Annotated in this window: 25 protein-coding genes; 13 read left to right on the forward strand and 12 right to left on the reverse strand. The window is 54.7% G+C overall.

All coding sequences use genetic code 11. From position 1 onward, the window contains the following. Positions 1-26: 26 nt before the first annotated feature. A complete protein-coding gene (locus RG807_RS09310) occupies positions 27-296 on the forward strand; it encodes a hypothetical protein (RefSeq protein WP_298452326.1) in 270 nt (89 codons plus the stop codon). Between the two features lie 177 nt (positions 297-473). Here the strand turns inward: RG807_RS09310 and panP are convergent, their stop codons facing one another. The 4 genes from panP to RG807_RS09330 form a co-directional block, all read right to left on the reverse strand. Next, entirely contained in the window at positions 474-2,150 is a 1,677-nt protein-coding gene (panP, locus tag RG807_RS09315; RefSeq protein ID WP_309044668.1) for a pyridoxal-dependent aspartate 1-decarboxylase PanP, read from the reverse strand. A 172-nt stretch (positions 2,151-2,322) separates the two neighbouring features. Then, positions 2,323-2,670 carry a DUF503 domain-containing protein gene (locus RG807_RS09320; protein WP_309044669.1) on the reverse strand — a complete coding sequence of 116 codons (348 nt, stop codon included), beginning with the start codon at positions 2,668-2,670 and terminating at the stop codon, positions 2,323-2,325. A gap of 145 nt (positions 2,671-2,815) precedes the next feature. After that, positions 2,816-4,516, reverse strand: coding sequence for an isovaleryl-CoA dehydrogenase (locus RG807_RS09325; protein ID WP_309044670.1), 1,701 nt, complete (start codon positions 4,514-4,516; stop codon positions 2,816-2,818). A 2-nt stretch (positions 4,517-4,518) separates the two neighbouring features. Beyond that, entirely contained in the window at positions 4,519-5,151 is a 633-nt protein-coding gene (locus tag RG807_RS09330) for a TetR/AcrR family transcriptional regulator (RefSeq protein ID WP_309044671.1), read from the reverse strand. A 269-nt stretch (positions 5,152-5,420) separates the two neighbouring features. Between RG807_RS09330 and RG807_RS09335 the strand changes: the two genes are divergently transcribed. The 5 genes from RG807_RS09335 (at position 5,421) to RG807_RS09355 (ending at position 11,560) form a co-directional block, all read left to right on the forward strand. Further along, positions 5,421-5,651 carry a hypothetical protein gene (locus RG807_RS09335; RefSeq protein ID WP_309044672.1) on the forward strand — a complete coding sequence of 77 codons (231 nt, stop codon included), beginning with the start codon at positions 5,421-5,423 and terminating at the stop codon, positions 5,649-5,651. 157 nt (positions 5,652-5,808) lie between these two features. Then, on the forward strand, positions 5,809-6,840 hold the full coding sequence (locus RG807_RS09340) for a lipase secretion chaperone (RefSeq protein ID WP_309044673.1): 1,032 nt from the start codon (positions 5,809-5,811) through the stop codon (positions 6,838-6,840). A 185-nt stretch (positions 6,841-7,025) separates the two neighbouring features. Beyond that, positions 7,026-8,042 carry a porphobilinogen synthase gene (hemB, locus tag RG807_RS09345; RefSeq protein WP_309044674.1) on the forward strand — a complete coding sequence of 339 codons (1,017 nt, stop codon included), beginning with the start codon at positions 7,026-7,028 and terminating at the stop codon, positions 8,040-8,042. Between the two features lie 66 nt (positions 8,043-8,108). Further along, entirely contained in the window at positions 8,109-10,250 is a 2,142-nt protein-coding gene (ppk1, locus tag RG807_RS09350) for a polyphosphate kinase 1 (protein ID WP_309044675.1), read from the forward strand. 23 nt (positions 10,251-10,273) lie between these two features. Further along, complete coding sequence (locus RG807_RS09355; protein WP_309044676.1) at positions 10,274-11,560, forward strand: DUF945 family protein; 1,287 nt, start codon at positions 10,274-10,276, stop codon at positions 11,558-11,560. 60 nt (positions 11,561-11,620) lie between these two features. On the opposite strand, the gene coaD is transcribed toward RG807_RS09355, so the two are convergent. From coaD to RG807_RS09375, 4 genes are all read right to left on the reverse strand, one after another. Further along, positions 11,621-12,103, reverse strand: a complete 483-nt coding sequence (coaD, locus tag RG807_RS09360; protein ID WP_309044677.1) for a pantetheine-phosphate adenylyltransferase — start codon at positions 12,101-12,103, stop codon at positions 11,621-11,623. Positions 12,104-12,202: 99 nt separating this feature from the next. After that, positions 12,203-13,795: a GMC family oxidoreductase gene (locus tag RG807_RS09365; protein WP_309044678.1), complete on the reverse strand. Its 1,593-nt coding sequence runs from the start codon at positions 13,793-13,795 to the stop codon at positions 12,203-12,205. A gap of 40 nt (positions 13,796-13,835) precedes the next feature. Next, complete coding sequence (locus RG807_RS09370; RefSeq protein WP_309044679.1) at positions 13,836-14,471, reverse strand: hypothetical protein; 636 nt, start codon at positions 14,469-14,471, stop codon at positions 13,836-13,838. Between the two features lie 69 nt (positions 14,472-14,540). Next, entirely contained in the window at positions 14,541-15,986 is a 1,446-nt protein-coding gene (locus RG807_RS09375) for a coniferyl aldehyde dehydrogenase (RefSeq protein ID WP_309044680.1), read from the reverse strand. A 177-nt stretch (positions 15,987-16,163) separates the two neighbouring features. Here RG807_RS09375 and RG807_RS09380 point away from each other — a divergent pair, with 177 nt between their 5' ends. Continuing rightward, on the forward strand, positions 16,164-16,844 hold the full coding sequence (locus tag RG807_RS09380; protein ID WP_309044681.1) for a TetR/AcrR family transcriptional regulator: 681 nt from the start codon (positions 16,164-16,166) through the stop codon (positions 16,842-16,844). A 165-nt stretch (positions 16,845-17,009) separates the two neighbouring features. Here RG807_RS09380 and yihA read toward each other — a convergent pair whose 3' ends face one another. Then, positions 17,010-17,648: a ribosome biogenesis GTP-binding protein YihA/YsxC gene (gene yihA, locus RG807_RS09385; protein ID WP_309044682.1), complete on the reverse strand. Its 639-nt coding sequence runs from the start codon at positions 17,646-17,648 to the stop codon at positions 17,010-17,012. Positions 17,649-17,821: 173 nt separating this feature from the next. On the opposite strand from yihA, the gene RG807_RS09390 reads away from it, so the two are divergent. The 3 genes from RG807_RS09390 (at position 17,822) to RG807_RS09400 (ending at position 20,137) form a co-directional block, all read left to right on the forward strand. After that, entirely contained in the window at positions 17,822-18,430 is a 609-nt protein-coding gene (locus tag RG807_RS09390; RefSeq protein ID WP_309044683.1) for a c-type cytochrome, read from the forward strand. 146 nt (positions 18,431-18,576) lie between these two features. Continuing rightward, positions 18,577-19,212, forward strand: a complete 636-nt coding sequence (locus RG807_RS09395) for a thiol:disulfide interchange protein DsbA/DsbL (protein ID WP_309044684.1) — start codon at positions 18,577-18,579, stop codon at positions 19,210-19,212. A 64-nt stretch (positions 19,213-19,276) separates the two neighbouring features. Next, on the forward strand, positions 19,277-20,137 hold the full coding sequence (locus RG807_RS09400) for an endonuclease/exonuclease/phosphatase family protein (protein ID WP_309044685.1): 861 nt from the start codon (positions 19,277-19,279) through the stop codon (positions 20,135-20,137). A 74-nt stretch (positions 20,138-20,211) separates the two neighbouring features. Here RG807_RS09400 and rpmG read toward each other — a convergent pair whose 3' ends face one another. The 3 genes from rpmG to radC form a co-directional block, all read right to left on the reverse strand. After that, a complete protein-coding gene (gene rpmG, locus RG807_RS09405; protein ID WP_071263342.1) occupies positions 20,212-20,367 on the reverse strand; it encodes a 50S ribosomal protein L33 in 156 nt (51 codons plus the stop codon). 11 nt (positions 20,368-20,378) lie between these two features. Next, positions 20,379-20,615, reverse strand: a complete 237-nt coding sequence (rpmB, locus tag RG807_RS09410; protein ID WP_200202252.1) for a 50S ribosomal protein L28 — start codon at positions 20,613-20,615, stop codon at positions 20,379-20,381. Positions 20,616-20,833: 218 nt separating this feature from the next. Further along, positions 20,834-21,508 carry a RadC family protein gene (gene radC / locus RG807_RS09415; RefSeq protein WP_309044686.1) on the reverse strand — a complete coding sequence of 225 codons (675 nt, stop codon included), beginning with the start codon at positions 21,506-21,508 and terminating at the stop codon, positions 20,834-20,836. A gap of 186 nt (positions 21,509-21,694) precedes the next feature. Here radC and coaBC point away from each other — a divergent pair, with 186 nt between their 5' ends. The 3 genes from coaBC (at position 21,695) to RG807_RS09430 (ending at position 26,097) form a co-directional block, all read left to right on the forward strand. After that, on the forward strand, positions 21,695-22,894 hold the full coding sequence (coaBC, locus tag RG807_RS09420; RefSeq protein ID WP_309044687.1) for a bifunctional phosphopantothenoylcysteine decarboxylase/phosphopantothenate--cysteine ligase CoaBC: 1,200 nt from the start codon (positions 21,695-21,697) through the stop codon (positions 22,892-22,894). Between the two features lies 1 nt (position 22,895). Next, positions 22,896-23,357, forward strand: a complete 462-nt coding sequence (gene dut / locus RG807_RS09425) for a dUTP diphosphatase (RefSeq protein WP_309044688.1) — start codon at positions 22,896-22,898, stop codon at positions 23,355-23,357. Positions 23,358-23,442: 85 nt separating this feature from the next. Then, positions 23,443-26,097 (forward strand): phosphomannomutase/phosphoglucomutase, encoded by a 2,655-nt coding sequence (locus RG807_RS09430; protein ID WP_309044689.1) that lies wholly within the window; start codon positions 23,443-23,445, stop codon positions 26,095-26,097. The last annotated feature ends 12 nt before the right edge of the window (positions 26,098-26,109 follow it).

Here is a 26,109-nt window from a genome sequence, read left to right on the forward strand (position 1 = left end):
AATTTATTTGCCCCGGAGGGTGAGGTATGAGTACACCGATTGAAAGCCGTCGCCAGGCCAAGGTGATTGATGAGCTTCGAGTGTTTATCAAGAAGGTGTTAAGTGATCCGACTATCGCGGTAAAGTCTATCGACATTGCCCGAAAGTATCGGTCTCAGCCCGGCTCCGACGAAGTAATCGCCCGGGAAATCAGCGCTAACACAACCATCCGTATCCCGGAAAAGTGGAGTGATGCGGATCGAATGTTTCTGGAAATTATTGATGAAGTATTGGATGACGAAGAGGCACTTTACTGAGTTAGTTGCCCCCGGAAATCCGGTATTAGAGGCTAGCACGGAGCGAGGGAGGGAATCAGGCTTCCAAAACCGTGCGGAGCCATGGATGGCGGAGCCGAGCGTACAGGGAGGTATTTACAGCGTGTTTTGGAAGCCTGATTCCCTCCCTTGCGGTTCCTGAAGGGTAATTCCACTACGTCAGGCTTGCTTCTGACCCTGCTCATGCTGTTTCAGCACCGCATCCGCCATCTGATGCAATATCCTGATTTCGTCCTGAATTCCCTCTTCTCCTGAAAGCTCACGCTGCTCTTCCAGAATGTCCGCCAAAATCTTCGGCGTGGTCAGAGGATTCGCCAGAACAACCCGGAATACGATGCACGGAAACTTGTAGTAACAGGCAGGCTCCAGCCGGGTTCTTGAAACAAACGCCTTGCCCCGTTCCCGTTGGGTTTTCTGGATAAATTTGGTGACGCTGTTCAGGCATGCATTAAGCTTTTCCGCCTGAAGCGGGTCCGCCAGAGCCAAGGCTTGCTGCACGTTTTCCGGGCAGTAGCGGTAGGTAAGAATGTTCAGCTCAGGCCGGGTCACCAGCTCAAAATCTGGTTGAGCATCAATCATTTCGGCAAAGCTTGCCGCCTTTTCAATGCCCTGATCAATCAGTATCTCGTAACCTTCCCGAGCCAATATTTTCAGGCCGGAATGGATCAGCATCGACATGCCGGGGCGTGAGCCTTCCAGTGTGGTAGAGCCCAGATCGCGAGAGCCTTTGCGGATGATGTATTGGGCATGGTGCTCAACTGCACTGGCGAGACTGGGGTCTTTGAACACCACCAATCCAACACCCATAGGAACATACAGTTGCTTGTGGGCATCGAAGGTGACTGAGTCTGCCTTTTCTATGCCGCGCAATAAATGACGGTAGGTTCGGGAGAACAGTGTTGGGCCGCCCCAGGCTGCATCTACGTGGAAATGGGCACCGAATTCCCGTGCGATGTCTGCCATAGCATCCAGAGGGTCAACGTTGCCGGTCTCGGTGGTGCCGGCGATGCCGCAGATGGCCATAACCTTGATTTTCTGTTTCTGCAATTCCAGACACTTGTCGCGCAGGGCGTCTGTCTGGATTCGGTTGTCATCGTCTGTGTCTACTGCAACCAGAGATTCACGGCCAAGGCCTAGCACGTCGGCGGCTTTACCCAGAGAGTAATGCCCGCGGCGGGATACCACTATGGCAGCGCCTTCGTAGCCATAGTATTTCAATGCACGGAACAGGCCTTCCTGGTGCAGGCCGCGGAAGCTGCCTTCAGCCGGGAAAGCACGGTTGCGTGCAACCCAGAGTGCGGTGAGGTTGGCGACGGTGCCCCCGGAGCACATGGCTCCCAGGGAGTGGCGGGGGTCGTGCATCCATTTGCGATAAAAGGCGCCGTCTTCCTGATACACCAACCGGTGAATCATGCCCAGCACTTGCCGCTCCATAGGCGTGAAGGCCTTGGAGGTTTCAGTTTTTACCAGGTTCTGGTTCAAGGCAATCATGATCTTGGACAGCGGCAGCATGAAGTATGGCAGTGCTGAGGTCATGTGGCCGATAAAGGCGGGTGATGCAGTGTGAACGGAGTTAGCAACCAGTTTGTCGAGCAGGAATTGCGCCTGCTCTGAAACGAACACGGGCTTTTCCGGGATGGTGTAGTCGGAGAAGTTTTTCTCAACGTCTGCAAGATCCCGTTCAACCGCAACGATATGCTCCTGCAGGAAGCCTGCAAGGTTGCGGGAAATGTTCTGGTCAATACGGCTGAGCGTGGACTCCGGTGCCTCGGGCACGGTGAACACGCGATACATGGCTTCAACTGAGGCCTGAGCCGTTTTTTTCTTGCCGGTCATAGATACCACACACAATCAGTGGTCACCGCAGGGCCTGTTCCCGATGCCCAACGGATACAGCCGGGGTCTGTTTCCGGCATTGGTTACTTGTCACCTGTCGCTTCCAGGCACACTGGCATCCCTGAGGGGGCGTAGTATACGGGCTGCTTAAATGTTGTGCCACTGAGCTTTTTCAGAGAATTTCCCGGTGAATGTCGAGTATAGCGGCATCGACCTTTTCCTGTATGGCTTTCTCTACTTGGTCGAGGCGCTGGGTGATTTGCTGCGACGAGGTGCCCAGGGCAGCGATTGTCCAGGTGGCACAATCGAGGGCTTCCAGATCGGCGGTTTCTGCTACGGCCAGGTCGGGCTCTTTGCCCCAGATGGCACGAAGTGGGGTGAAGACTTTGCGTTTGGCCTTGAGGTCTTCGCAGCCGTAGAGCTGGAAGTGCAGGGTGAGCACGCCTACGTGGGGTGTGATCGCGGTGTTGTGTTGGGGCGCATTGCCTTCTTTGAGTAATTTTCTTAGTGCTTCTGACATGTTACTCCGTGAAAGAGCAGGTGGGGCGCAGCTTCTGAAACACGCTGTGGATACGTCCGTGTACGCTTGGCTCCGCCATCCCTGGCTCCGCACCGCTTCAGAAGCTGCGCCCCACCCGCTCCCTTAAGCTGCTGATAGGTTTTGCTTAGCCTACTACAGGCGTTGCCCGCTTGATAATAGCCGCAGCATCAATGCCCGAGGGCAGGTTGCCGTAGTTCATGCCGCCATTGGACTGCAGTCGTGAGGCGCAGAAGGCATCGGCCAGCGTTTTGTCGCCGTTGCGCAACAGCAAAGAGGCTTGCATGACCAGTGCCATTCGGTCTACCAGGTTGCGGGCTCGGTACTGGAAGTCGCTGATGTCGGCGAAGTCGTTTTGTAGCTGCGCAAGGAACTGGTCGAAACGGCGATCTGCACCTTTTGCCTTGGCGGCTTCGAGGAAGAAGGCGTCGAGGGTTTCGGGTTCTTTCTGAATGGCGCGCAGGGTGTCCAGGCACTGCACGTTACCGCTGCCTTCCCAGATGGCGTTCACCGGGGATTCACGGAACAGGCGGGGCATGATGCAGTCTTCCATCACGCCGCTGCCGCCGATGCATTCCATAGCTTCGTAGGCGTGGTTGGGTGCGCGTTTGCAGATCCAGTATTTGCCTACGGGTGTTGCCAGGCGGGCAAACAAGCGTTCGTGTTCCTGATCCTGGTTGTCGAGGGCGCGGGCGACTCGCATGGTGTAGGCAAGGGCGGCTTCATTTTCCAGAGCCAGGTCAGCCAGTACATTTTGCATTAATGGCTGGTCGTTCAGTCGGCTCCCGAAGGCGCTGCGATGGCGGCAGTGGTGTGTGGCCTGAGCCACGGCCTGGCGCATGCCAGCAGAGCTACCGATCATGCAGTCGAAGCGGGTCATGGCAACCATTTCTATGATGGTGGGTATGCCTCGCCCTTCTTCGCCGATCATCCAGGCCAGGGCCCCGCGCAGCTCTACTTCGCTGGAGGCGTTGGCTACGTTGCCCATTTTGTTTTTAAGGCGCTGGATCTGCCAGGGGTTTTTGGTTCCGTCCGGGCGCCAGCGTGGCATCAGGAAGCAAGACAATCCGGCGGGCGCTTGGGCCAGGACCAGAAAGGCATCGCACATGGGAGCCGAGACAAACCACTTATGGCCTACCAGCTCATAAGCCTGTCCGGGGCCCTTGGCGCCTACCGGGTAAGCCAGGGTGCTGTTGGAGCGTACGTCGCTGCCACCCTGTTTTTCGGTCATCGCCATGCCGATGGATACCGAGCGTTTTTGACTGTCGGGCAGGTTGCGGGAGTCGTAGCTGTTGGCCAGTATGCGGGATTCCCAGAGCGCCGCCAGTTCCGGTTGTTTTCGGATGGAGGGTATTGCAGCGAAGGTCATGGTGACCGGGCAGCAGTGTGCAGCCTCTACCTGGGAGTGCATATAGTACTTTGCTGCGCGGGTTACATGAGCGCCTTTGCCGGGGTTTGTCCAGGGGCTGCTGTGAAGGCCGCTCTCGAAGGCAATGCTCATCAATTCGTGGTACGAGGGGTGGAAATCCACTTCGTCGATGCGGTGGCCAAAGCGGTCGTGGGTATTGAGTGCCGGTTTGTTGTTATTGGCCCGGAAACCGAGGTCGATCGTTGCAGCGCTGCCGGCAAGGGTGCCGAAAGCCTTCAGATCGCTTTCCGCTTTTCCGGCGCCTTCGCGATGAATCGCATTCTGCAGGGCAATATCCTGCTCATACAGGTTGTAGTTTTCCAGCGCTGGCGGCTGGTTGAGTACTTCGTGTGTGATCGCCAAATAGCGATCACTGGGTGCTTTTTCGGGTGTTCCGGACACGGGCTGTGGGGTATTCATAACTACCTCCTGATGCCGGTCAACCCCTGTAAGCAAAAGCAGATGATTGTGTTGACCAGCTGGTCGTTGTTTTCAGTTTCTTTCGCGGCTGCCAGGTTGGTTTGGGTTGGTGACAAAGGGCCAACCAGGCTTTCCGCAATAGCGCCAACCAGACAAGTACTGCTTTGGCGGGCGTTTTGATCCGGAATACACCCTTCTTCGATGCCCTCCCGGATAGCTTGTTCAAACAGGCCGGCGTAGGCCTTTCTATAAGCCAACCGCTCTTCTTCAACCTTAGGGTCCACCGGCTCTGCAATGAGGGACCAAGCCATAACAGGTCCCTTCAGTGCGCGCTCGGCAAACTGCCGCAATGCTTTCTCCAGTCGCTCAGTAGCACTTCCCGACGTTGCCAGGGCCTTTGTTACCTTGGCTATTTCGCGCTGTGTGGCTTGCCTGAATATTTCAGCGAACAGGTCCTCCTTCGACTCGAAGTGCCGGTAAATCGTTCCTGTGGCAACATCAGCGAGCTGGGCAATGCGAGTAATTCGTGCATTGCGAAAGCCGCCCTCCGCAACGCATTTGTAGGTGCATTCAGCGATCCGCTGACGCGCGGCGGCTTTACGCAGTCGCATCTTCTCTGTTTCACGATAAGCCATTCCGGGCTCCCGCTATTAGTGAATATTGATTCATTCTTTTGTTTGGTGCAAACACTTATTTGTCACCTTTATTTTATCCATTAAATTCATGAGGATGCGGTTAGTTACAAAAAGTTACAAAAAACTTATTGGTGGTAATAGCTCTGCCATGAAAAGCAGATTATAAAGACGCCAAGACGGCGCCGCAGTAGCGGCTGGTCGAGACGAAGTGCGGCTGCTTAATTTGGGTTGCCGCGCTTGTAACACTGTTTTCGTTGATGGAGATAACCATGAGCGAGTTCGACGAAAGCAATCTGGAGCAATCCGGTAACTGGGCTAACTCAAACAGCGAAAGTGACGATACACATTCAATCGCTGGCAGGGCGCGGGTGCGGGCGCAACTACAGCAGGATATCGAAGCTTTCCTGAGTCAGGGAGGCAGAATCCAGGAAGTTGAGACATCGTTTCGCGTTGACTCCCCTCGTAAGGTGGAGACGGGCTTTAATAACCGCGCACTTTGAGTGTTGTCTTTGCAGGCCGGGGTTTATGCTCCGGCCTGTTTTTGCGGTCTGTCTCGGTCAAACGTCCAGTTTCCGCCTATTATGGCCCGCATAGGCGCCTCGATCTTCGTTACCCAGGTCGTAGCCAAGCCACCCATGGCCGGAGCTGCTCATCATCATGAAATCTGTTTCCAAACTTTCGTTTGCCGTCCCTGTAATCATAGCAGTTGTAATTGCACTCTGGCTGCTTGCTGATAGCGCCCAGCATCAGCCCACCTCCGTTCGCACTGTTGAACGCCCAGACAATCTGAAAACGGATGACGCAGGTTTTTCTGCAGGCCGCCCGCAGTATCCTTCCAGGCTGGTTAATGACTCCGCTGAACTTACCGTGCCCGATCATCTACCGCCTTCGCTGGAAGGCACGACGGAGCCCGGCGGTTGGGCGATAACAGACCGTTTTGGCAACCTCATCCCTACAGGGGAATTGCGGCAGTTGTTTGAGTACTATCTATCGGCACTGGGCGAAGAAGAGTTGTCTCAACTGGTGGCAAGAGTTCGGCTTACCCTGTCTGTGCTGGAGGAGCCTGCGCGGGGCCAGGCGCTTGATATCCTTGGTCGCTACCTAGATTACAAACTCGCATTGTCTGATCTGGAAGCGGCATACGGTGAGGCAGGGGTGTCCGGTGCGGGTGAGATGGAGCGCCGGATGCTGGAGATTCAGGCTCTGCGCAGAACCTGGATGAAGGCAGATACTGCGGAGGCTTTCTTTGCGGATGAGGAAGCTATAGATCGGTATCAACTCGAAAAGCGACGCATTGGAGGTGACGGCAGCCTGACGGCTGAACAGCGCGAGGAAGCCTTCGCTGAGGCCGAAATGGCCTTGCCAGAACCTCTGCGGCAGGCGCGGGAGAATACTCATAAATTCGCCCGTTACGAGCAGGCGCGCGAGACGATGGCGAACGATCCGGAGGCGCTGCGGGCCTGGCGTCGGCAAGAATTTGGCGATGAAGCAGCCCAAAGGCTGGAGGCCCTGGACGCAGAGCAAAAGGATTGGAATCGTCGGTGGCAGTCATACGTTGAAGAGCGTGAAGCCCTAAAGACTTCAGGCCTGGCAGAGCCGGAAAAGGAGGAAAGCCTGAGCCAATTACGCGAGAAATATTTCAGCGAAACTGAACGTATTCGGGCCAAGGCGCTGGATTCCATTCAGTAACAGGACTTGTGCAAAAGGCGCCGTCCGGGACCTGCTTTAGATCGATTATCGGTTCGGACGCATTGCCTGCATACGTTGGTAGCCTGCAACCAGAGGCCCCGGAGGTGTATGATGGTGCAAACGGCGCCGCCAGGGTGTCAGGATTTTCAATCCTACTCATTGTTATGCCATTCAGGAGGTTTTCTGTGCCTTTATCAACGCCACGAGTCTTCCCAAGTACCCGTCTGCGTCGCAACCGCGCCAGCGACTTTACCCGTCGGCTGGTAAGGGAGAACCAACTGACGCCGGATAACCTGATTTACCCGGTTTTTGTATTAGAGGGCGAAGGTCAGCGCGAACAGGTGCCGTCCATGCCCGGGGTGGACCGCCTGAGTATTGATTTGTTGGTGGAGCAGGCCGCAGAACTGGTGGAGCTGGGTATCCCTGCGATAGCGCTATTTCCTGTGGTTGCGGCGGACAGAAAGAATCTTTCTGGCTCCGGGGCCTGGGATTCAGACGGGCTGGCACAGCGAGCCGTCCGGGCGCTGAAGAAGGCGCATCCCGAACTGGGCGTTATCACGGATGTCGCATTGGACCCATTCACCACTCACGGGCAAGATGGCATCATCAATAATGAAGGTTATGTGCTGAACGACGTTACCGTCGAAGCCTTGGTGAATCAGGCGGTTTCTCACGCTGACGCCGGTGCCGACATCGTTGCGCCTTCAGACATGATGGACGGCCGAGTTGCTGCCATTCGTGAGGCGCTGGAGTCTGCGGGGCATATTAATACACGTATTCTGGCGTACTCTGCCAAGTACGCTTCCGGTTATTACGGCCCGTTCCGGGACGCCGTTGGTTCCGCCGCCAATTTGGGGAAAAGTGATAAAACCACTTATCAAATGGACCCTGCCAATAGTAACGAAGCGATTCAGGAAGTGATGATGGATCTTGCTGAAGGTGCGGACATGGTGATGATCAAGCCCGGCATGCCATACCTGGATATCGTGCATCGGGTAAAAACCGAATTGCAGGTGCCCACATTCGTGTACCAGGTCAGTGGCGAGTACGCTATGCATATGGCAGCAGAGCAGAATGGCTGGCTCGATGGTGACACCGTAATGATGGAGAGCTTGATGTCCATGCGTCGCGCGGGAGCAGACGGCATCCTGACCTATTTTGCAGTGCGCGCAGCCCGATTGATGCGGGCCAGGCAGCGCTGAAGCTGTTAACGGACTACCCCGGGCCGGGAAGCGGCAGGCGGATAATCAGATAGGAATTGAGAGGCCATGAGAGCGGAAATCGTCAGAAATCTCACAACGGGTGGTGGGCAAAGTGTACCTGCTCCCATAGATCTTCCATCCGAAGGAGAATTGGTCGATCTGGATGCCAGTGAAAACTACTTTAACCGTGAACTGAGCCAGCTTCAGTTCAATTACCGTGTGTTGAAACAGGCGCTGGACACCACTCATCCGCTGATCAATCGGTTGATTTTTTGCTGCATTTTCAGCAGCAACATGGATGAATTCTTTGAAATTCGTGTGGCTGGCCTGCGCCAGCAGATCAAGTACGGCAGGGAAACTCTGGGTGCTGACGGCATCATGCCGGAACAGGCGCTGGGTGAGATCAGCCGTATTGCCCACGAGTACATTGATGAGCAGTATGACATTCTGAATCATGTGCTTATTCCGGAGATGGAAAAGCAAAACATCCATTTTGTGCGCCGCAGAGAATGGACGCCGGAGCAGGCCGAGTGGGTGCGCAATTATTTCGATGAAGAAATTCTCCCGGTAGTCAGCCCCATTGGATTGGATCCTTCGCATCCGTTCCCTCGGTTGGTTAATAAAAGCCTGAACTTTATTGTTGAACTGGATGGCAAAGATGCCTTTGGGCGCGAGACGGGCATGGCCATAGTGCCTGCGCCGCGCTCTTTGCCACGGCTCGTGCGCTTACCGGACGAAGTCTGCACCGGTGGAGAGAATCTGGTTTTCCTGTCATCTGTAATCCACGCTCACGCCGATGAGTTGTTCCCGGGGATGGAGGTCAAAGGGTGTTATCAGTTTCGGCTTACTCGCAACGCCGATCTGGAACTGGAAGACGACCTGGAAGATTTGGCATCTGCGCTACGTGGCGAGCTTCTCAGTCGCCGCTTTGGTGATGGGGTTCGGTTGGAGGTTGCGGACAACTGTCCTCAGGAACTCGTGCAGTTTTTGCTGACGGAATTCGGCCTTGGGCAGAGAGATTTGTACCAGGTCAACGGGCCGGTGAACCTCACACGGTTGATGGCGGTTACCGGATTGGTGGATCGTCCTGATTTGCACTATTCCAGCTTCTCGCCTGCCATCCCCCGGCAAATCCGCAGCAAAGAAACCATCTTTGATGCCATCCGTAAGCGGCCAATATTGCTGCATCATCCATTTCAGAATTTCAGCCCTGTAGTGGATTTGCTGCGCCAGGCCGCGAAAGATCCGCAGGTTTTGGCTATCCGCCAGACGCTATACCGCACGGGTGCCAATTCAGAGGTTGTAGAAGCGCTGGCAGATGCGGCCCGGCGCGGTAAAGAAGTCACTGTAGTTGTTGAATTGCGGGCTCGATTCAGCGAGGCGGAGAACCTGGAGCTGGCCAGCCGGCTGCAGGAAGCCGGTGTGATCGTGGTCTATGGCGTTGTGGGCTATAAAACCCATGCCAAGATGATCCTCATTGTACGTCGTGAGGAAGGGAGGCTGCTCCGTTATGTTCATTTGGGAACCGGAAACTACCATGCGGTGAATGCGCGGCTCTATACCGACTACAGCTTCATGACCTGTGACGAGTCCATTGGGGACGACGTCAATAAAATCTTTCAGCAGCTAACCGGTATGGGGAAGGCCCTGAAAATCAAAAAATTGTTCCATGCCCCGTTTACCCTCCATAAACGCTTGATCAGTCTGATTGAACGTGAAACGGCCTTGGGAGAGAGAGGGCAGATCATCATAAAGATCAACGCCTTAACAGAAGTGCAGCTTATCAAGGCGCTGTATCGAGCCTCCCAGGCGGGAGTGCAGGTTGATCTGATTGTGCGTGGTATCTGCAGCATCAGGCCCGGGGTTCCGGGGCTGTCAGATAACATTCGTGTGCGCTCCATTGTGGGGCGTTTTCTTGAGCACACGCGAGCCTACTATTTTGGTAATGACGGTAAGCCCGACGTGTTCTGCTCAAGTGCAGACTGTATGGAGCGCAACCTGCTAAGCCGGATTGAAATTGCGTTTCCAATTGAAGACCCGGAGCTGATAGCGCGAGTGCGCGAAGACCTGGACACGTACCTGGCGGATAACTGCCAGTCATGGATGTTGCAGCCCGATGGCAGTTACGTTCAGAATCAGTTGGCCGAAGGTGAGGAACGAGTGGCCTCGCAACTGGTTCTTCTGGATCGCCTGACAGGCAAATCCTGACATTTTCAGACGGAGAGCGTTTTTTGAAAGCAAAATGGATCATTGCCGGTGTAGGTGTATTGGTTGTCGCCGGCGCAATGCCTTGGGTCGTGGGGTATGTAACTGAACAGCAGTGGCAGCAAGCTACCCATGAGCTGAATCAGTCGCAGCCATTTATCCAGATGCAGACGGACGACTATCGCCGGGGCTATTTTGGCTCGGACTTGAGCGGTGCGGTCACGATGGTTGATCCGGAAAGTGGACAAACACACCGGATAGCCTACCGTGCCGGCGTGACCCATGGCATCACCGGGAGCTTTATGGATTTTGTGCCCGTTGAAGGCTGGGCGCCGAAGGGCGCTGACTGGTTTCAGGAGCGGCCAAGGCTGACTCTGGAAACGCGTCTTTGGGGTACAGCTGTGCTTGAGCTGGAAGCGCCAGCCATGGCCATCAATAACCCGGAGACCGGTGAATCATTGAGAGCCAGTTCTGGTGTTGCTCGTATTGAAGTAAGTGACGCAGGCTCTCAGGCTGAAGCGTTGGTCGTTTGGCCACAAATCAGTCTCTCCGGGCCGGATATGAACATCCGGGTTAATAACTTCCGGATTGAGCAGAGTATGGCTCATCTGATTGGTGGCGTCTGGACAGGTACCATGGACGCGTCGATAGCCTCTGTTGAATTGACGCCTCCTGACGCCGCCCCTTTAACCATCGAAGGTTTGCTTGCCCGCAGTAGCACTGAGGCGAAAGACAGGGCAGAGCGCCTGGATTCCCGGTTGTCGGTCGAGGTGAAAAAGGTTCGGTTTGAAGATCAAACCTACGGCCCACATAAACTGGCGTTCGCACTGGAAAACCTCGATGTAGAGAGCTGGAACAGTTTGAGCACCAGCATGACCGAACTCCAAGGTATGGTCTTTGCGCCAGATGCCGGCGGCCGCGAAACGTTTGAGCGGCAGATGGAAGCCATGGGGCAGGTGAATACGGCCATGAGGAACTTGGCAGCAGCAGGATTTTCGATAGGTGTTCCGGAAGTGTCTTTGGACACGCCAGAAGGCGCTGTAACCGGTAACCTGGTGCTCAGTCATCCGGAACTGACTGGCGAGCAGAAAGAGAACATGTTGATGGTGATGCAGCAACTCACCGGAGATATGAACTTGAGCGTACCTGCCGTGCTGGTGGATGAGTATCCGGCTGTGCGTATGCAGCTTGCGCCGCTTGTCAAACAAGGCCTGTTGGTGCCCGATGGTGACCGGTTGGTGTTGTCAGCGAAACTGGCCAACATGGTTGTTGAGGTTAATGGCCAGGAAATTCCTTTGCCTCCGGTGTTTTAACGGGACAAAGCCAACAAAAAAGCCCCATAACGGGGCTTTTTTGTTGCTAAACACTGTGTGTTAGAGCTCGCTGAATTTCTTTTTCAGCGCTTTTGCCACAATCGGATCCACGAAATCCGATACATTCCCATCCAGAGAGGCTATTTCCCGGATCAGGCTTGAGGAAATATAAGACAGGTGGTTGGAGGGCGTTAGAAACACGCTTTCCAGTTCCGGAGCCAAACTGCGGTTCATGTCTGCAAGTTGAAACTCATACTCGAAATCGGAAACTGCCCGTAGGCCCCGGAGAATCACCGTGGCATTCTGGTCCCGGACAAAATCGGCGAGAAGATAGCTGAAACCGGTCACACTCACGTTCGGAATGCCGACGGTTGCCTGCCGCACCAGCTCACAGCGTTCTTCCAGATCAAATAATGGCTGCTTCTTGGAATTGTAGGCGACGGCAACTACTACCTCATCAAACAGATTGCTGGCCCGTCTGATCAAGTCAGTATGGCCGTTGGTAATAGGGTCAAAGGTGCCCGGATAGATGACTTTAGGCATTCACAGCTCCTTTTTTAACAGGCGCCCAGAGTATCAGTATTCCAGGAGTTTCTGTAGACCGGGTGGCAAGCTCTTCACCAAAGCGAAGAGCCATGGTGATTATGCTTTCAGCCGTTGTGCCAATCGTGCGCTGTTTCTCGCGGCCAGGGCATAAACCGAGAGCTGAGGGTTTGCACCAATACTGGTGGGGAAAATCGAGGCGTCGTGAACGCTCAGATTGCTCACGTGATGATGCTCGCCAAAGCCGTTAACCACAGACTCTTCCGGATTGCTTCCCATAGCACAGCCGCCCATCTGATGGGCGGTGAACAAGCGAACCCGGTGAGGCTCCATGGAAAAGCGATCAATGGCTGCCTTCGCGTCCGCCCAGTTGGAGTACCAATCAGAATCCAGGTGCATCAAACGCACTTTGTCCGCGCCGGCGGCAAACTGGATTTCTGCCATGGTGTAGAACGCGCTACGAAGGCCTTTCCAGAGATAGTCGCTGACAGGGTAATCCAGCATTGGGCTGCCATCGTCCCGGAGGGACACAGTACCGCCGGGGCTGTCCTCGTGAAAACCGTCCCGAACTAAAGCGATAACCGATTGCATCCATGGCAGGCCGGCCAGGTTCTTAGCCTGCTCATCGCCGTGCCCGGGGACAACGCCTGCCGACATGGCCGGGTGCAGAGGGGGGACCTCCAGCTTATAACCTGCCTCGCCATCCACGCCGTTGCGGAAATTGAACTCATCGGAATAAATTGACTGCGGTGCGCCGTAAAATGGGTCGACCAGTTTGGGCATTTGCGCAACGCTGGCGTTAACGGGGTGAATAAATGACCGCTTGCCAACCCGTTCGTAAGGATCGGGCAGCTTGGAGCGCAGCAGCAGGCCGGGCGAGCCTATGGCACTTGCAGCAACCACAAAGTGCCTGGCTTTGAGGGTTACCGTAACTCGGGTAGGCGTGATGCCATCGCTGGCCATCGCAGTGGCTTCGAGGGACTCGATTCGATCCTGATTCATCACCAGTCGTTCAGCGCGCAGCCCGTGGTACATGCTGGCGTTGTTATCCAGCGCACCGGGAATGGTGGTCATCAGCGCGCCCTGCTTGGCGTTGGTCGGGCAGCCTACGCCGCAGTATCCGAGGTTCCAGCAGCCTTTCACATTGCGCGGGATAATCTGCCAGCTAAAGCCGAGCTTTTCGCATCCCTGCCGCAATACGTCGTTATTGAGGTTGGGATCCATGTTCCAGGGCGACATGGAGTGGCGAGTTTCACGGCCGTCAAACCAGGGCGCCATAGCCGCCGGGCTCAGAGCATCCAAGCCAAATCGCTTGCCCCAGTAGTTAAGTGTTTCGTCGGGAGTGCGAAAACTGCTGGTCCAGTTGACTGTTGTTGAACCACCCACGCAGCGCCCCTGCAAAATAGCGATGGCACCATCTTTTGTAGTGCGGCTCATGCCTTCCTGATAGAGGTTTGCGTAGGACGTGAGTTCGTCCATTTTGAAATCTTTTTGATAGTACAGGCGGCCTTCCTCAACCAGGATAACTGAGAAGCCACTTTTGGCGAGTATCTCGGCGGTGGTGCCGCCACCCGCTCCAGTGCCCACAATAACCACATCCGCCTCAGCAGTATGATTTTCGGTAAGCGTGGCGCCGTCGATAACTTTCCAGCCGGATTCCAGGCCTTGGGCAATGCGATCGCTGAACGACATGGTTGGTGGTTCCCCTTTGGGTAAAATAGCAGGCTGAGTGTCAGGCTTTGCGGAATTGTGGCAGAGCTTTAACGGCCCAGTCGGGTGGTCCCGGATAGCCCGAAAGCTGCCAGTTCTCCTGGTAGCCATAGAATGCCACGTTGCTTATTTTGGTCAGCGCCATGTAGCCATTGTTGAAAAGGCCAATGCTGCTCGAGCGCCATCGCTGTAGAAACGCATCGGCTTGCTCTGTAGTGGCGTCGCGCCATGCTGGCCAGACCCGAGCAATGGTGACCCGTGTAAGACCAAAGTTGAGTAGGTCGAACAATTGCCTGAGCTCTTTCTGGTTCGCGGGGCCAAATTTGTGAATGCCCATATCAATGCGTTCGACCGTGCCCGCAATTGCGATGCGCCTGTTGTTAGCTTGTTCCGGAAGTGCGGAACCGAGGATGGCCGGGAGCAGAGCTTCTAATAGTTCTATGTCATCAGCGGATAGAAACTGGAATTGGTAGCGCGCATCCATGCGAGTGGCGACAGCGCCAAGGCGGCCGGCGGGCGCTGTTGCACAGCCACTGAGGCCAGCAGTGACACTAACGGTGCCCAGAAATAAAGCGCCCCCCAGCCCGGTGCGAAGAAAACTGCGTCGGTCCAGGGAGAGAGCATCCAGCCCTTCGGGTGGGGTGAGAGGGTCGGTCATAATCGGCTCGCTCTTGTTTTGGATTAGGCGATCGCCGGGGCGTAGGGCCCCGGTTGCTGTGCGAAGCGCTTAGCGGATGAACAGCTTGTAGATCATTTTGTGGGCAGATGTCCCGTAAGGGGGATATACAAATTTGCCGCTGTTAAACTTCTGTTTCGCGAAAATGGCGCGCTGGTGTGAGAAGGTCAAAAAGCCCTCCTTGCCGTGGTAATGGCCCATTCCGGAATCCCCCACGCCGCCAAATGGCAGGTCGTCCTGAGCAACGTGCATCAGTGAATCGTTGATACACATCCCACCAGACAGCGTTTTATTGGTCACTTGGCTCTGCTGTTCGCGGTCGTAACCGAAAAAGTACAAAGCCAGAGGGCGCGGGCGGTCATTGATGAATTGAATGGCTTCATCGAGATTGCCATAACTGACAACCGGGAGGATCGGGCCAAAAATTTCATCTTGCATGAGCTTCATGTCGGGCGTGGTTTTCAGTACCAGCGTCACCGGAATCTTGCGGCTGCTAACGCTCACATTCTCTTTTGCCGGGTTGATCTCGATCAGCTCAGCGCCTTTGGCTTTGGCATCTTCAAGGTAACCCTTTAGACGGTTGTACTGCCGTTCATTGATGATCGCGGTGTAATCGTCGTTGTCATTTATAGAAGGGTACATTTTAGAAAGCTGGGCCCTGAACTCGTCCACAAAGGCCTGGGTGCGGTCCGCCGGGCAGAGCACGTAATCCGGTGCTACACAGGTTTGACCAGCATTGAACGCCTTGCCGAAGGCGATGCGCTGGGCAGCGTCTTCAAGTGGAACATCCGGGGAAACTATGGCCGGTGACTTGCCGCCCAACTCCAGGGTAACCGGCGTCAGGTTCTCGGACGCGGCGCGCATTACCAGCTTGCCTACGGAGGTGGAACCGGTGAACAGCATGTGGTCGAAAGGCCGCGCTGAAAAATCAGCTGCGACGTCGGCTTCGCCATTGATAACGGCAACCAGGTCTTCCGGGAACGTGGCTTCAATAAGCTCTTTGAACAAGGCCGAGGTATGAGGGGTGAACTCAGACATCTTGACCATGGTGCGGTTGCCAGCCGAAAGTGAGGCAACGAGAGGCCCGACTGCGAGATAAAGTGGGTAGTTCCAGGGCACGATTACCCCTACGACACCTTTAGGCTGGTAGCAGACTTTGTTGCTGGCAGGTTGAAACAGGATGGATACGTGCCGACGCGAAGGCTTCATCCAGCCTCCGAGATTTTTCTGAGTGTAATTGATTCCCTGAATGGAAGGCATGACCTCTGCAATCAGCGATTCATCCCGTGAGCGACAGGAAAAGTCCCGGTCAATGGCGTCCAGAATACGATCCTGATAGGACAACAGGGCCTGCTTAAGGCGTTCCAGGTTTTCCTGACGCTCCGCCAGCGTAGGCGCCGGGTGATCGTGAAACGCTTTTTTCTGAAGCTCAAACACCCTGTGGGTCTGTTGAATGTGACTTTTGCTCTCTGTGGGCTGAACAACGCTGGCACCCATGGTGTCCTCCTTTTGGCTTCGTCGCGTAACGGCGGCGGCCTGATGTTTTGTTGTGGCGAAAAAACGCTCAATTTGCACTGTAGGCTATTATTAGAGTATATACTCTAGGTAGTCAAGCGAGTCCAATGGCCAATGAGGCCATCTGAGAACCGCAAAACAACAAACGCCGATGAGCTTATGAAGACCAGAGACAAGATATTACTGTCGAGCCTTGAATTGTTTAACGAGCAGGGCGAGCGTAACGTAACAACCAATCATATTGCTGCGTACCTGGCGATTTCGCCGGGCAATCTCTATTACCATTTCCGCAACAAGTCCGACATCATTTACGAGATATTCCAGGAATACGAAAAGCTGGTGGATTATTACCTCGATATCCCCGAAAACCGGCCCCTGAACCTGGACGACATGACGTTCTATCTGGAGTCTGTTTTTGACGGGCTGTGGAGTTATCGGTTTCTCCACAGGGATCTTGAAAACCTGCTGGATAGAGATCAGCGTTTGCGCAATGACTATCGAGAGTTCACCGATCGTTGCTTGGCGGCCATAAGCAAAATATTCGAAAAGCTGGCCGAGGGTGGCATTCTGGAGCCTCAGCCCGATGCTCTCCGGGCCGCTATGTCGCTGAACGTCTGGTTGATTGTCACCAACTGGATGGCCTTTCTGAAAACCGCCCACGGTGAAAAAGCGTCCGCATGCCTGACGCTGCATGAGTTGAAGCAGGGTATTTATCAAGTGTTGACGCTGGAACTACCGTATGTGACGCCGGTTTATCGTGAGCAGGTTATGGAGCTTCGGGAGAGATACCGGCCAACCATGCCAGAGCAGGAAGATGGGCGTGAAGTTTCAGCAGGCTGAGCTCGGATTTCCTGCGCGGAACTTTTCCGGACAGGGTGTGTCTTAATTAGTGGCGCTGGCAATTCGGACATTTCTGGCGCCTCCCTGAGTGAGTTCTCAGGTTTTAACACGTCGCAAACCCTGACGTTTTTACCGGCCTGTTTTCACAGGCCGGTTTTTTCTGCGCTATTGGCTGCCTTCTGCCGAATCTTCCAACCAGTTTGTCAGTGCCGCCCGGCACTCATCAACCCCGCGCTTGGATGTTGACGAGAACATAATCAGGTGCTCAACACAGGTGAATGCCTTTAGCTTTTTGGCGATCTCCAGCATGGTAGTTTTGGCTTGCCCGAATTTCAGCTTGTCGGCCTTGGTTGCCAAAATCATCAGTGGCAACTTGTTATGTTCGCACCATTCCACCATCATCTGATCAAATTCGGTGAGCGGGTGGCGAATGTCCATCACCAGAACCAGGCCCTTTAGGCATTGGCGTTGGTTCAGATATTGTCCCAGGTGCTTTTGCCAGTCATCCTTCATATCCCGGGATACTTTCGCGTAGCCGTATCCGGGCAAATCCACCAGCCGAGCGTGCTCGCGGTTCAGGGAAAAAAAGTTGATCAGGCGCGTGCGGCCGGGGGTTTTACTGGTTCGGGCCAGCTTGCCGTTTGCAGTAATGGCGTTCATGGCGCTGGATTTCCCTGCGTTCGAACGTCCGGCAAAGGCGACTTCTGCGCCAATATCTGTTGGGCAGTCTTCCAGCCGGGGCGCGCTAATCAGGAAGCGAGCGCTGTTAAAAGAGATGCTTTTTTGAGTCAGGTCAGAGTCCACAGCGGTTGGCTTTCCTTTGGATTTCAGTTATTAGAGATTAATGTATAATGCTACACCAATTCCGGGCGGTACGCTTGGCGTAACCGCTGTCAGCCTTGGTCTTGAGCCTGACTGAACAGCGCCTGCCGGCTGTAAACCAAGAATATATTCGAGATGAGAGAAGCGGAGCGAGCATGAAGAAACTGATCGCAGGATTTGTTTTCGGCGTTGGCCTTACAGCAATGGCGCATGGGGCAGGTGATCCTGAAGCGGGAAAGCAGGCGGCGGCCGCGTGCCAGGCCTGTCATGGTGAGGGTGGAGCCAAGCCGATTATGGGGGCTTATCCGAAGCTATCCGGGCTGGGCGAAAGGTATCTGTTTGACCAGTTGGTGGCCATTCAGGAAGATTCGCGCTCAATTCCTGAGATGACAGGCCAGCTCACTGGCAATTCCAAGCAGGACCTGCAAGATCTGGCAGCGTACTTTGCGCAGCAGGAGATGGTAGTCAGTCAGGCCGACCCGGAGTTGGTAGAGAAGGGCGCCGCGCTTTACCGTGGTGGCAATTTGGCTTCTGGTGTTCCCGCTTGCGCTGCTTGCCACAACCCGCAGGGTAAAGGTAATGAGCCAGCCGGGTATCCGCACATTGGTGGGCAGAATGCCGAGTACCTGGCTAAGCAGTTAGAAGCCTATCGCGATGGCACCCGTGCAAGCGGATCAAACGCGGCGATTATGATGGATGTTTCTGCCAGGCTGACCGATGCAGAAATCAAGGCTGTTTCCAGCTATATTTCTGGACTGAACTGATCCAATTGTTCGCAGCCTGATAAAAAGCCCCGCCTAGTGCGGGGTTTTTCGTCTGTCGAACCTGTAATCCACTAACGGTGGAACTTTTCAGGTTTGGCGGGTCATAATTCCCTTATAACGATATTTACAACATCTGGAGATATTTCATGTTTCGAGCACTCAGAACAGTCGGACTGCTGTTGGCGGCCTTGGCAGTTTTTGGCCAAGCCAATGCGGATGACTGGCAGGAAGGCGTACATTATAAAAAGCTGGACACTCCGGTACGTACAGACAGTGGCCCTGGTATCGAGGTAGCCGAAGTGTTCTGGTACGGCTGTCCGCACTGCTATAACTTCAAGACCCTTGCCGAAGCCTGGGAAGCCAATGCTCCGGATTATGTAAATTACGTGCGTATCCCTGCTGCGCTGGGTCGTTCCTGGGTTCCCCACGCACAGGCATTTTATGCGCTAGAGGCCATGAATTCGCTGGATAAGGTGCACGACGCTCTTTTCGAGGCGTTGGCGGGCCAGCGTCGGCCGTTGAATGATGCTGAATCTTTGGCTGATTTTGTTGCAGGTTATGGCGTGGATCGTGATGAATTCCTGAATAATTTCAAAAGTTTTGGGGTTAATGCGCGTATGCAGCAGGCGCAGGCGAAAATCCGGGGCGCGCGGATTACGGGCACACCGTCTATGCTGGTAAATGGTAAGTACACAGTTAGTGCATCGATGGCGGGTAGCCTTGAAGCGATGCTGGCCGTTGTGGATTATCTGGTGGAGAAAGAGCAGGCTGCGAACCCTTAAGCGGTGCCTCGCCTGGCTTTCTTGCTTTTAGGGTTGGGAAACGGAGCTAAGCAGCAGAAGTATCATGTATAAACGCTTCAGAAAGCAGCTCGATGGCATTATCAGTGCCCGGGACGAGCCGAAAGGCTCTAACTCGGGGCTTGAGCATGTGCCCTTGTTCGAGCCCCAGCGCCACCTTCGGTTGCTCACGTTTAATATACAGGTGGGCATCAGCACATCGTCTTATCGCCACTACCTGACCAGAAGCTGGCAGCACTTTCTTCCCCATCGTAACCGTATCCAGAATCTGGATCGCATAGCGTCACTACTGAGAAACTACGATGTGGTGGCGCTGCAGGAGTGTGATGGTGGGAGCCTGCGCAGCGGGCATATCAATCAGGTTCAGTACCTCGCTGAAGCAGCGGGCATTCCCTACTGGCATCAGCAGCTCAACCGCAACCTGGGGCAGATTGCCCAGCACAGCAATGGTTTGCTGAGTCGGTTCCGCCCCCTGGACGTAAAAGAATACAAATTGCCTGGGCGGCTCCCCGGGCGAGGCGCCATTGTGGCCCGCTATGGCACCGAAGAGGACCCGCTGGTGTTGGTGATGATGCACCTTGCCCTTAGCAAGTCAGCGCAGCAACGACAGTTGGGCTTTATCAGTGAGTTGATATCAAAGTACCGACATGTGGTGCTGATGGGGGACATGAACGCCCATGCGGAGCAGTTATTGACCCAGACGCCCTTGAAAGACACAGATCTGATACCTCTACCGGACAGCGCCCACAGTTTTCCAAGCTGGCGGCCCGAGAAGGCTCTGGATCATATTCTGGTGAGCCCGAGTTTGCAGATACGGAATTCGGAAGTGGTGAGCTATCCCATGTCAGATCACTTGCCGATCGCCATGGACATAGCGTTACCTGATGGGTATCTGGAAAAGTTCTGACGCGTTTTTCTGAAAAGAGACCACAAAAAAACCCGACACATTGCCGGGTTTTTTTGTGGGTGCCGGATCAGGAATTACTTGATCTTGGCTTCCTTGTACGCAACGTGCTTACGGACAACCGGATCGTACTTTTTGATCTCGATTTTTTCCGGAGTGTTACGCTTGTTCTTCATGGTCGTGTAGAAGTGACCCGTGCCTGCTGATGAAACCAGCTTGATTTTTTCGCGCATGATGCAGCTCCTTATACTTTCTCGCCGCGGGCACGAAGATCGGCCAATACAGCGTCAATACCTTTTTTATCGATGATGCGCATGCCTTTGGTAGACGTGCGCAGCCGTACGAAACGCTTTTCAGACTCAACCCAAAAGCGCTTGCTTTGCAGGTTAGGCAGAAAACGACGACGGGTGTGGTTCATCGCGTGAGAAACATTGTTACCGGAAACCGGACGCTTACCGGTTACCTGACAAACTCTGGACATACTTGCCTCCGACCTGAGCAATGGTCTTGATAAATACGAATTCGATTTTAATTGCGTCTCTGGTTGCCGAGGAGTGATTAGACTCCTGTTTGCGCCCCTGAACTGAACGCTGCTCGCCAGACGCCGCCAGAAAGGGACGCTTTTATACCAGAACCAGCACCTCAACGCAAAAAATTGTTGGGATTTTGTCCAGTTTTCGCGCATTCGCCTGCGACGGCTTACATTAATCCACGTTCTGCGAGGGATATTACCTCACCGTGGCCAATCACCATATGGTCAAGAACCCTGATATCCACCAATCCGAGTGCTTCCTTCAAGCGCTTGGTCAGCGAGATGTCTGCCTGACTGGGTTCGGCGACTCCGGAGGGGTGATTATGGGCGAAAATAACGGCCGCCGCATTATCTTCCAGCGCTTGTCGCACTACTTCTCTTGGATACACGGCTGCGCCGTCAATAGTACCTCTGAACAGCTCGCGGTATTGAATGACCCGGTGCCGGTTGTCCAGAAAAAGACCCGCAAAAACTTCGTGAGGGTAGGTGCCCAGCCGGCTGGTGAGAAAACGCCGGGTATCCTCCGGTGAGCGAAGTGGGTCGCCTTGGCGCAGAGGCTCGTCCATTACACGGCGGGCCATTTCCATGGCGGCTTGAACCTGTGCATATTTCGCGGTGCCCAGCCCTTTCACGCCACAGAATTGCCGACGGGAGGCTGTCAGCAATCCGCGCAGGCCAGAAAACTCCTGCAGAAGAAAGCGCGAGAGTTCCATAACCGGCATGCCGGTGGTGCCGGTGCGTAGAAAAATGGCCAGCAGTTCTGCGTCAGACAAGCTTTCGGGGCCGTGGGCGAGTAGTCGCTCGCGAGGGCGCTCATCCATAGGCCAGGCGGGGTCGGTCATGTCAGCTTCCTTGCGAATTGTTTTCGGGATTTTCCAGGGTTTTCGCGCTTCCTGCGCCTTTCAGTTACGAAGACTACTTCAAAAAGCAACAAATGGTAAACGAGGGAACTACCTTGCAGGCTGTCGGTATCCGCTGGGCATGCTATCTTATAAGCCTTTCATATTAAGCGGATACGGAGCCTTATGATGGCCGTCAGAAAAATTCTGCTGGGTGTAACCGGTGGCATTGCAGCCTATAAAAGTGCCGAGCTTGTGCGCTTGCTGAAAAAGGCTGGCTATGAGGTAAGGGTTATCATGACGCAAGGCGCTGAAGCCTTCGTAACCCCTCTGACCTTCCAGGCGCTTAGTGGTGAGCCAGTGCGGACGTCTCTGCTGGATCCTGAAGCCGAAGCTGGCATGGGGCATATAGAGCTGGCCAAGTGGGCCGATCAGGTAGTTATTGCGCCTGCTTCTGCGGATTTTATCGCGCGGTTGGCACAGGGCATGGCTGATGACCTGCTGACCACTGTCTGTTGCGCAACTGAGGCGCCCATCGCGGTAGCCCCTGCCATGAACCAGGCTATGTGGGGCAATGAGCGTACCCAGCGCAACATACGTTTGCTGGAATGTGATCTGCAAATTTCGCTCTGGGGCCCGGCACAGGGTGAGCAGGCCTGCGGTGACAATGGGCCTGGGCGAATGCTTGAGGCCGCGGAAATCGCTGCCTTGATCATGAATACGCATTCCGGGGCTGGAGAGCTTGCAGGCAGGCGTGTCGTAATTACCGCCGGCCCTACCCGTGAACCCATAGATCCTGTGCGCTATATCACTAACCACAGTTCTGGCAAGATGGGCTATGCGTTGGCGGTAGCGGCGCGGGATGCGGGTGCCAGCGTTGTGCTGGTGAGCGGCCCGGTCAACCTGCCTGCTCCTGCGGGAATTGAAATACGCCCGGTAGTTACAGCCGAAGACATGTTGAAGGCATCCATGGACGCAGTAGATGAAGGCTGCGACCTGTTTATCGCAACGGCAGCTGTTGCGGATTATCGGCCAGAAAGCCGTGCTGATGACAAGATCAAAAAGTCCAGTGAGTCCATGGCTCTGCCACTGGTGCGTAACCCTGACACGCTGGCAACCATTGCCGGGCGCGACGATGCGCCGTTTACTGTGGGCTTTGCAGCTGAAACTACTGACGTGGCCAGCTACGCCAAGGACAAAATGCAACGCAAGAAGTTGCGCATGATTGTCGCCAACGACGTCTCTGTTCCCGGCCTCGGCTTCAACAGCGACAATAACGCCGTCACGGTATTCTGGCCGGATGGGCAAGAGGCGATAGGACCAGACACCAAAAAAGCTATTGCATCGCGCCTCATAGCGCTGATTGGCGAACATTTGAAGCAGGACTAATATGAGCAAAAAGAATTTACAGGTACGTATTCTTGATGATCGGATCGGCAACCAGATTGCGTTCCCCGAGTATGCCACTGAAGGATCGGCTGGGTTGGATCTGCGGGCTTGCCTTGATGAGCCCCTGACCCTGAATCCCGGGGATACCCAGCTCATAAGAACCGGGCTGTCCATTTATATTGCAGACCCGTCTCTGGCTGCCATGATCCTGCCCAGAAGCGGGCTGGGTCACAAACACGGCATCGTGCTGGGTAACCTGGTCGGATTGATCGATTCCGACTACCAGGGCGAATTGATGGTGTCCTGCTGGAACCGCGGCAGCACCGCCTTCACTGTGGAAGTAGGCGAGCGGATTGCTCAGCTGGTGCTGGTGCCGGTAATTCAGGCGGATTTTGAAGTGGTTTCCGAGTTTGATGCCAGCTCCCGGGGCGAAGGCGGCTTTGGCTCTACCGGAACCCGGTAGCCTTAGCGCAGAAAGCCGCTGTGGCGTCTATACTTTTCCGACAAGTGCTTGTCCAGGACAAAAAAGATAATTTGCAGGATGAACTATGAAACTGGGTAAGAAGAAAGTGTCTGAGGCGCCCGTTGATGAGCAACCGGCTGCTAAAGCAGAAAAAAAACTGAAACCCCGGGCTTCCGCAAGCTCTAAAATGACACATCTGGGACAGACGGCGATCAAGCAGGCGCTGGTTGTTTTGGTGGCTGCTATTGCTGCAGTGGTTCTCGTTTATTTTCTGGTATTGCTGCCGGCGGCCGAACAACGATATAGCGCCTGGAAAGCCGCTGAAGCCGATGCCGCGGCTCAGCGCATAAGTCAGTACCTTGCCTTGATGCAGCAGAGCGTGAATGGTCTGGCTACCCAACCTCATGTTGTGGATGCGCTGATGGATCGCGCAGATCCCGCCATGGTCCAGCAGAGATTGGCGACCGCCTTACCCGGCGTGCAGGCAGCCTACCTGTTTCCATATCGCCAGATTCCCAGGACTGGTGACGCAAACGGCTTGCTTGGTTTTGCGGGTCTTGAGTTGGCTCGTCGCGCTGAGAACACTCAACTTCTGCACCCGGATGCGTTCCCGCGTGAAAATCGTTGGTATGTCCAGATGGCCGTTCCGGTTCGCAACCCATCCAGTAAGGCGGTCGTGGGCAGTCTTTTGCTGGTATTTGATGCCACTCAGTTGCAGCCGCTTCTCTCCGTTAACAACACACAGCTTGGAGGCGAGTTAGCATTGGTGCAGACAGTCTCCGGAGCATCCCGCACGTTCGCGAGTAACGGCGGCAGTACTGGAGCAAATGCAAGTACAGCTGAAACCCGGACTCTCGCCAACCCTGACTGGGTTCTGCGCTATACACCGAATGCTGCACCAGAGCCTCCCATCAATATCATCTGGGTTGCGCTGTTGATGGGTGTGCCATCTGTCATAGCCGCCATACTGGTGTGGGTATTGCTGATTAGCGCCCAGAAGAATTTGCGCCAGGAAGTGACCAACTTGATTCAGTGGGCTCACAAGGTATTTGGTGGTGAGCGTCAAAAGTTGCCCAGCTTCCAGTGGGATATGGTCGCCTCCGCTGCCGAGGTGCTTTACAGGCTCTCCCAGGTTGTAGAAAAGCGCCTGACAAAAGCTGCAGAGACAGCGAAGCCGAAGCCCGCCAAAAAAAGTGGGGCGGCCGAGATTGGCGATGCTGAGCCGTTGTTTCAGGATAGCGACATACCTGATATTGATATGTTGGACGGCGATGAAGACGTTCTGGGCTTTGGCAGCGGCAATAATGACAGCTCATTCTTTACAGGCGGAGAAATGCCAGATGTAGAAGAGATGGATGAGCAAGTTGTTGAGATGTCGCCGGACATTTTCAGGGCCTACGACATTCGAGGCATTGTTGGTGAGACCTTATCTCCGTCTGTTGTGCTGCAGATAGGCACAGCCATAGGGTCAGAGGCTATCAGCCGAGGCCTGTCATCTTTGTGTATTGGCTACGATGGCCGCCATTCCAGCCCTGGGCTTGCAGATGCGCTGGCTCGTGGTGTTATGGCTTCCGGCTGTAATGTTATTCATGTGGGCGCAGTGCCAACGCCGGTGCTGTATTTTGCGACCCATCATCTTGAGAATGGGTCAGGCGTTATGGTGACAGGAAGCCATAACCCGGCTAATTACAACGGCCTCAAGATCATGCTGGGCGGTGAAACCCTCTCTGGCGATGCCATCAAGGCGCTGTACAAGCGAGTGCAGACAGGTGATCTGGCCGCTGGCCGTGGTGAACAGTCTACTGAAGATGTTCGCAGGGCTTACCTTGATCGGATTGTGGGCGATATCGCCGTGGCCGCGCCGCTCAAGGTTGTTGTAGATGCCGGCAACGGCATTGCAGGCGAGCTGGGGCCGATGCTGATTGAAGAACTTGGCTGTGAAGTTATTCCGATGTACTGCGAGGTGGACGGGGACTTCCCGAATCACCATCCGGACCCTGGCAAACCAGCCAACCTTGCGGATCTGATTGAAAGGGTGAAGGCCGAAGGCGCAGATCTTGGTGTGGCGTTTGATGGCGATGGCGACCGGCTGGGCCTGGTGACGAATACCGGCAAGATCATCTGGCCAGATCGTTTATTGATGCTCTTTGCCCGTGATGTGGTGTCACGGAATCCCGGTGCCGACGTGATTTACGATGTGAAGTGCAGCCGTCGGCTTGCTGGCGTGATTTCGGAAGCGGGTGGGCGCCCCATCATGTGGAAAACTGGCCATTCGTTGATGAAAGCAAAAATGAAGGAAACTGGCGCTTTGCTGGCGGGAGAGATGAGCGGCCATATTTTCTTCGCCGAGCGCTGGTACGGTTTTGATGACGGGCTATATGCTGCGGCCAGGCTGCTGGAAATACTGGGCATAGAAGACCGGCACAGTAGTGAAGTGTTTGAAGACTTCCCCGAGGATATAAGCACGCCGGAGCTTAACGTTGAAGTCACTGAAAGCAGCAAGTTCACCATAATGGAGCAACTTGGTGCAGAGGGTGATTTTGGCGACGGTAATATCAGCAAGATTGATGGTATTCGTGTGGATTACACCGATGGTTGGGGTTTGTGCCGCGCCTCAAATACCACACCCATGCTGGTACTTCGCTTTGAAGCTGAAACGGAAGAGGCGTTGGAGCGGATAAAAGATGTTTTCCGGGCCCAGCTCCAGAAAGTAGCACCGGATCTTGTGGCTGACTTCTGATGACAGCCCAGT

This window comes from Marinobacter sediminicola, assembly GCF_031157525.1.
GTDB classification, from domain to species: Bacteria; Pseudomonadota; Gammaproteobacteria; order Pseudomonadales; family Oleiphilaceae; genus Marinobacter; species Marinobacter sediminicola.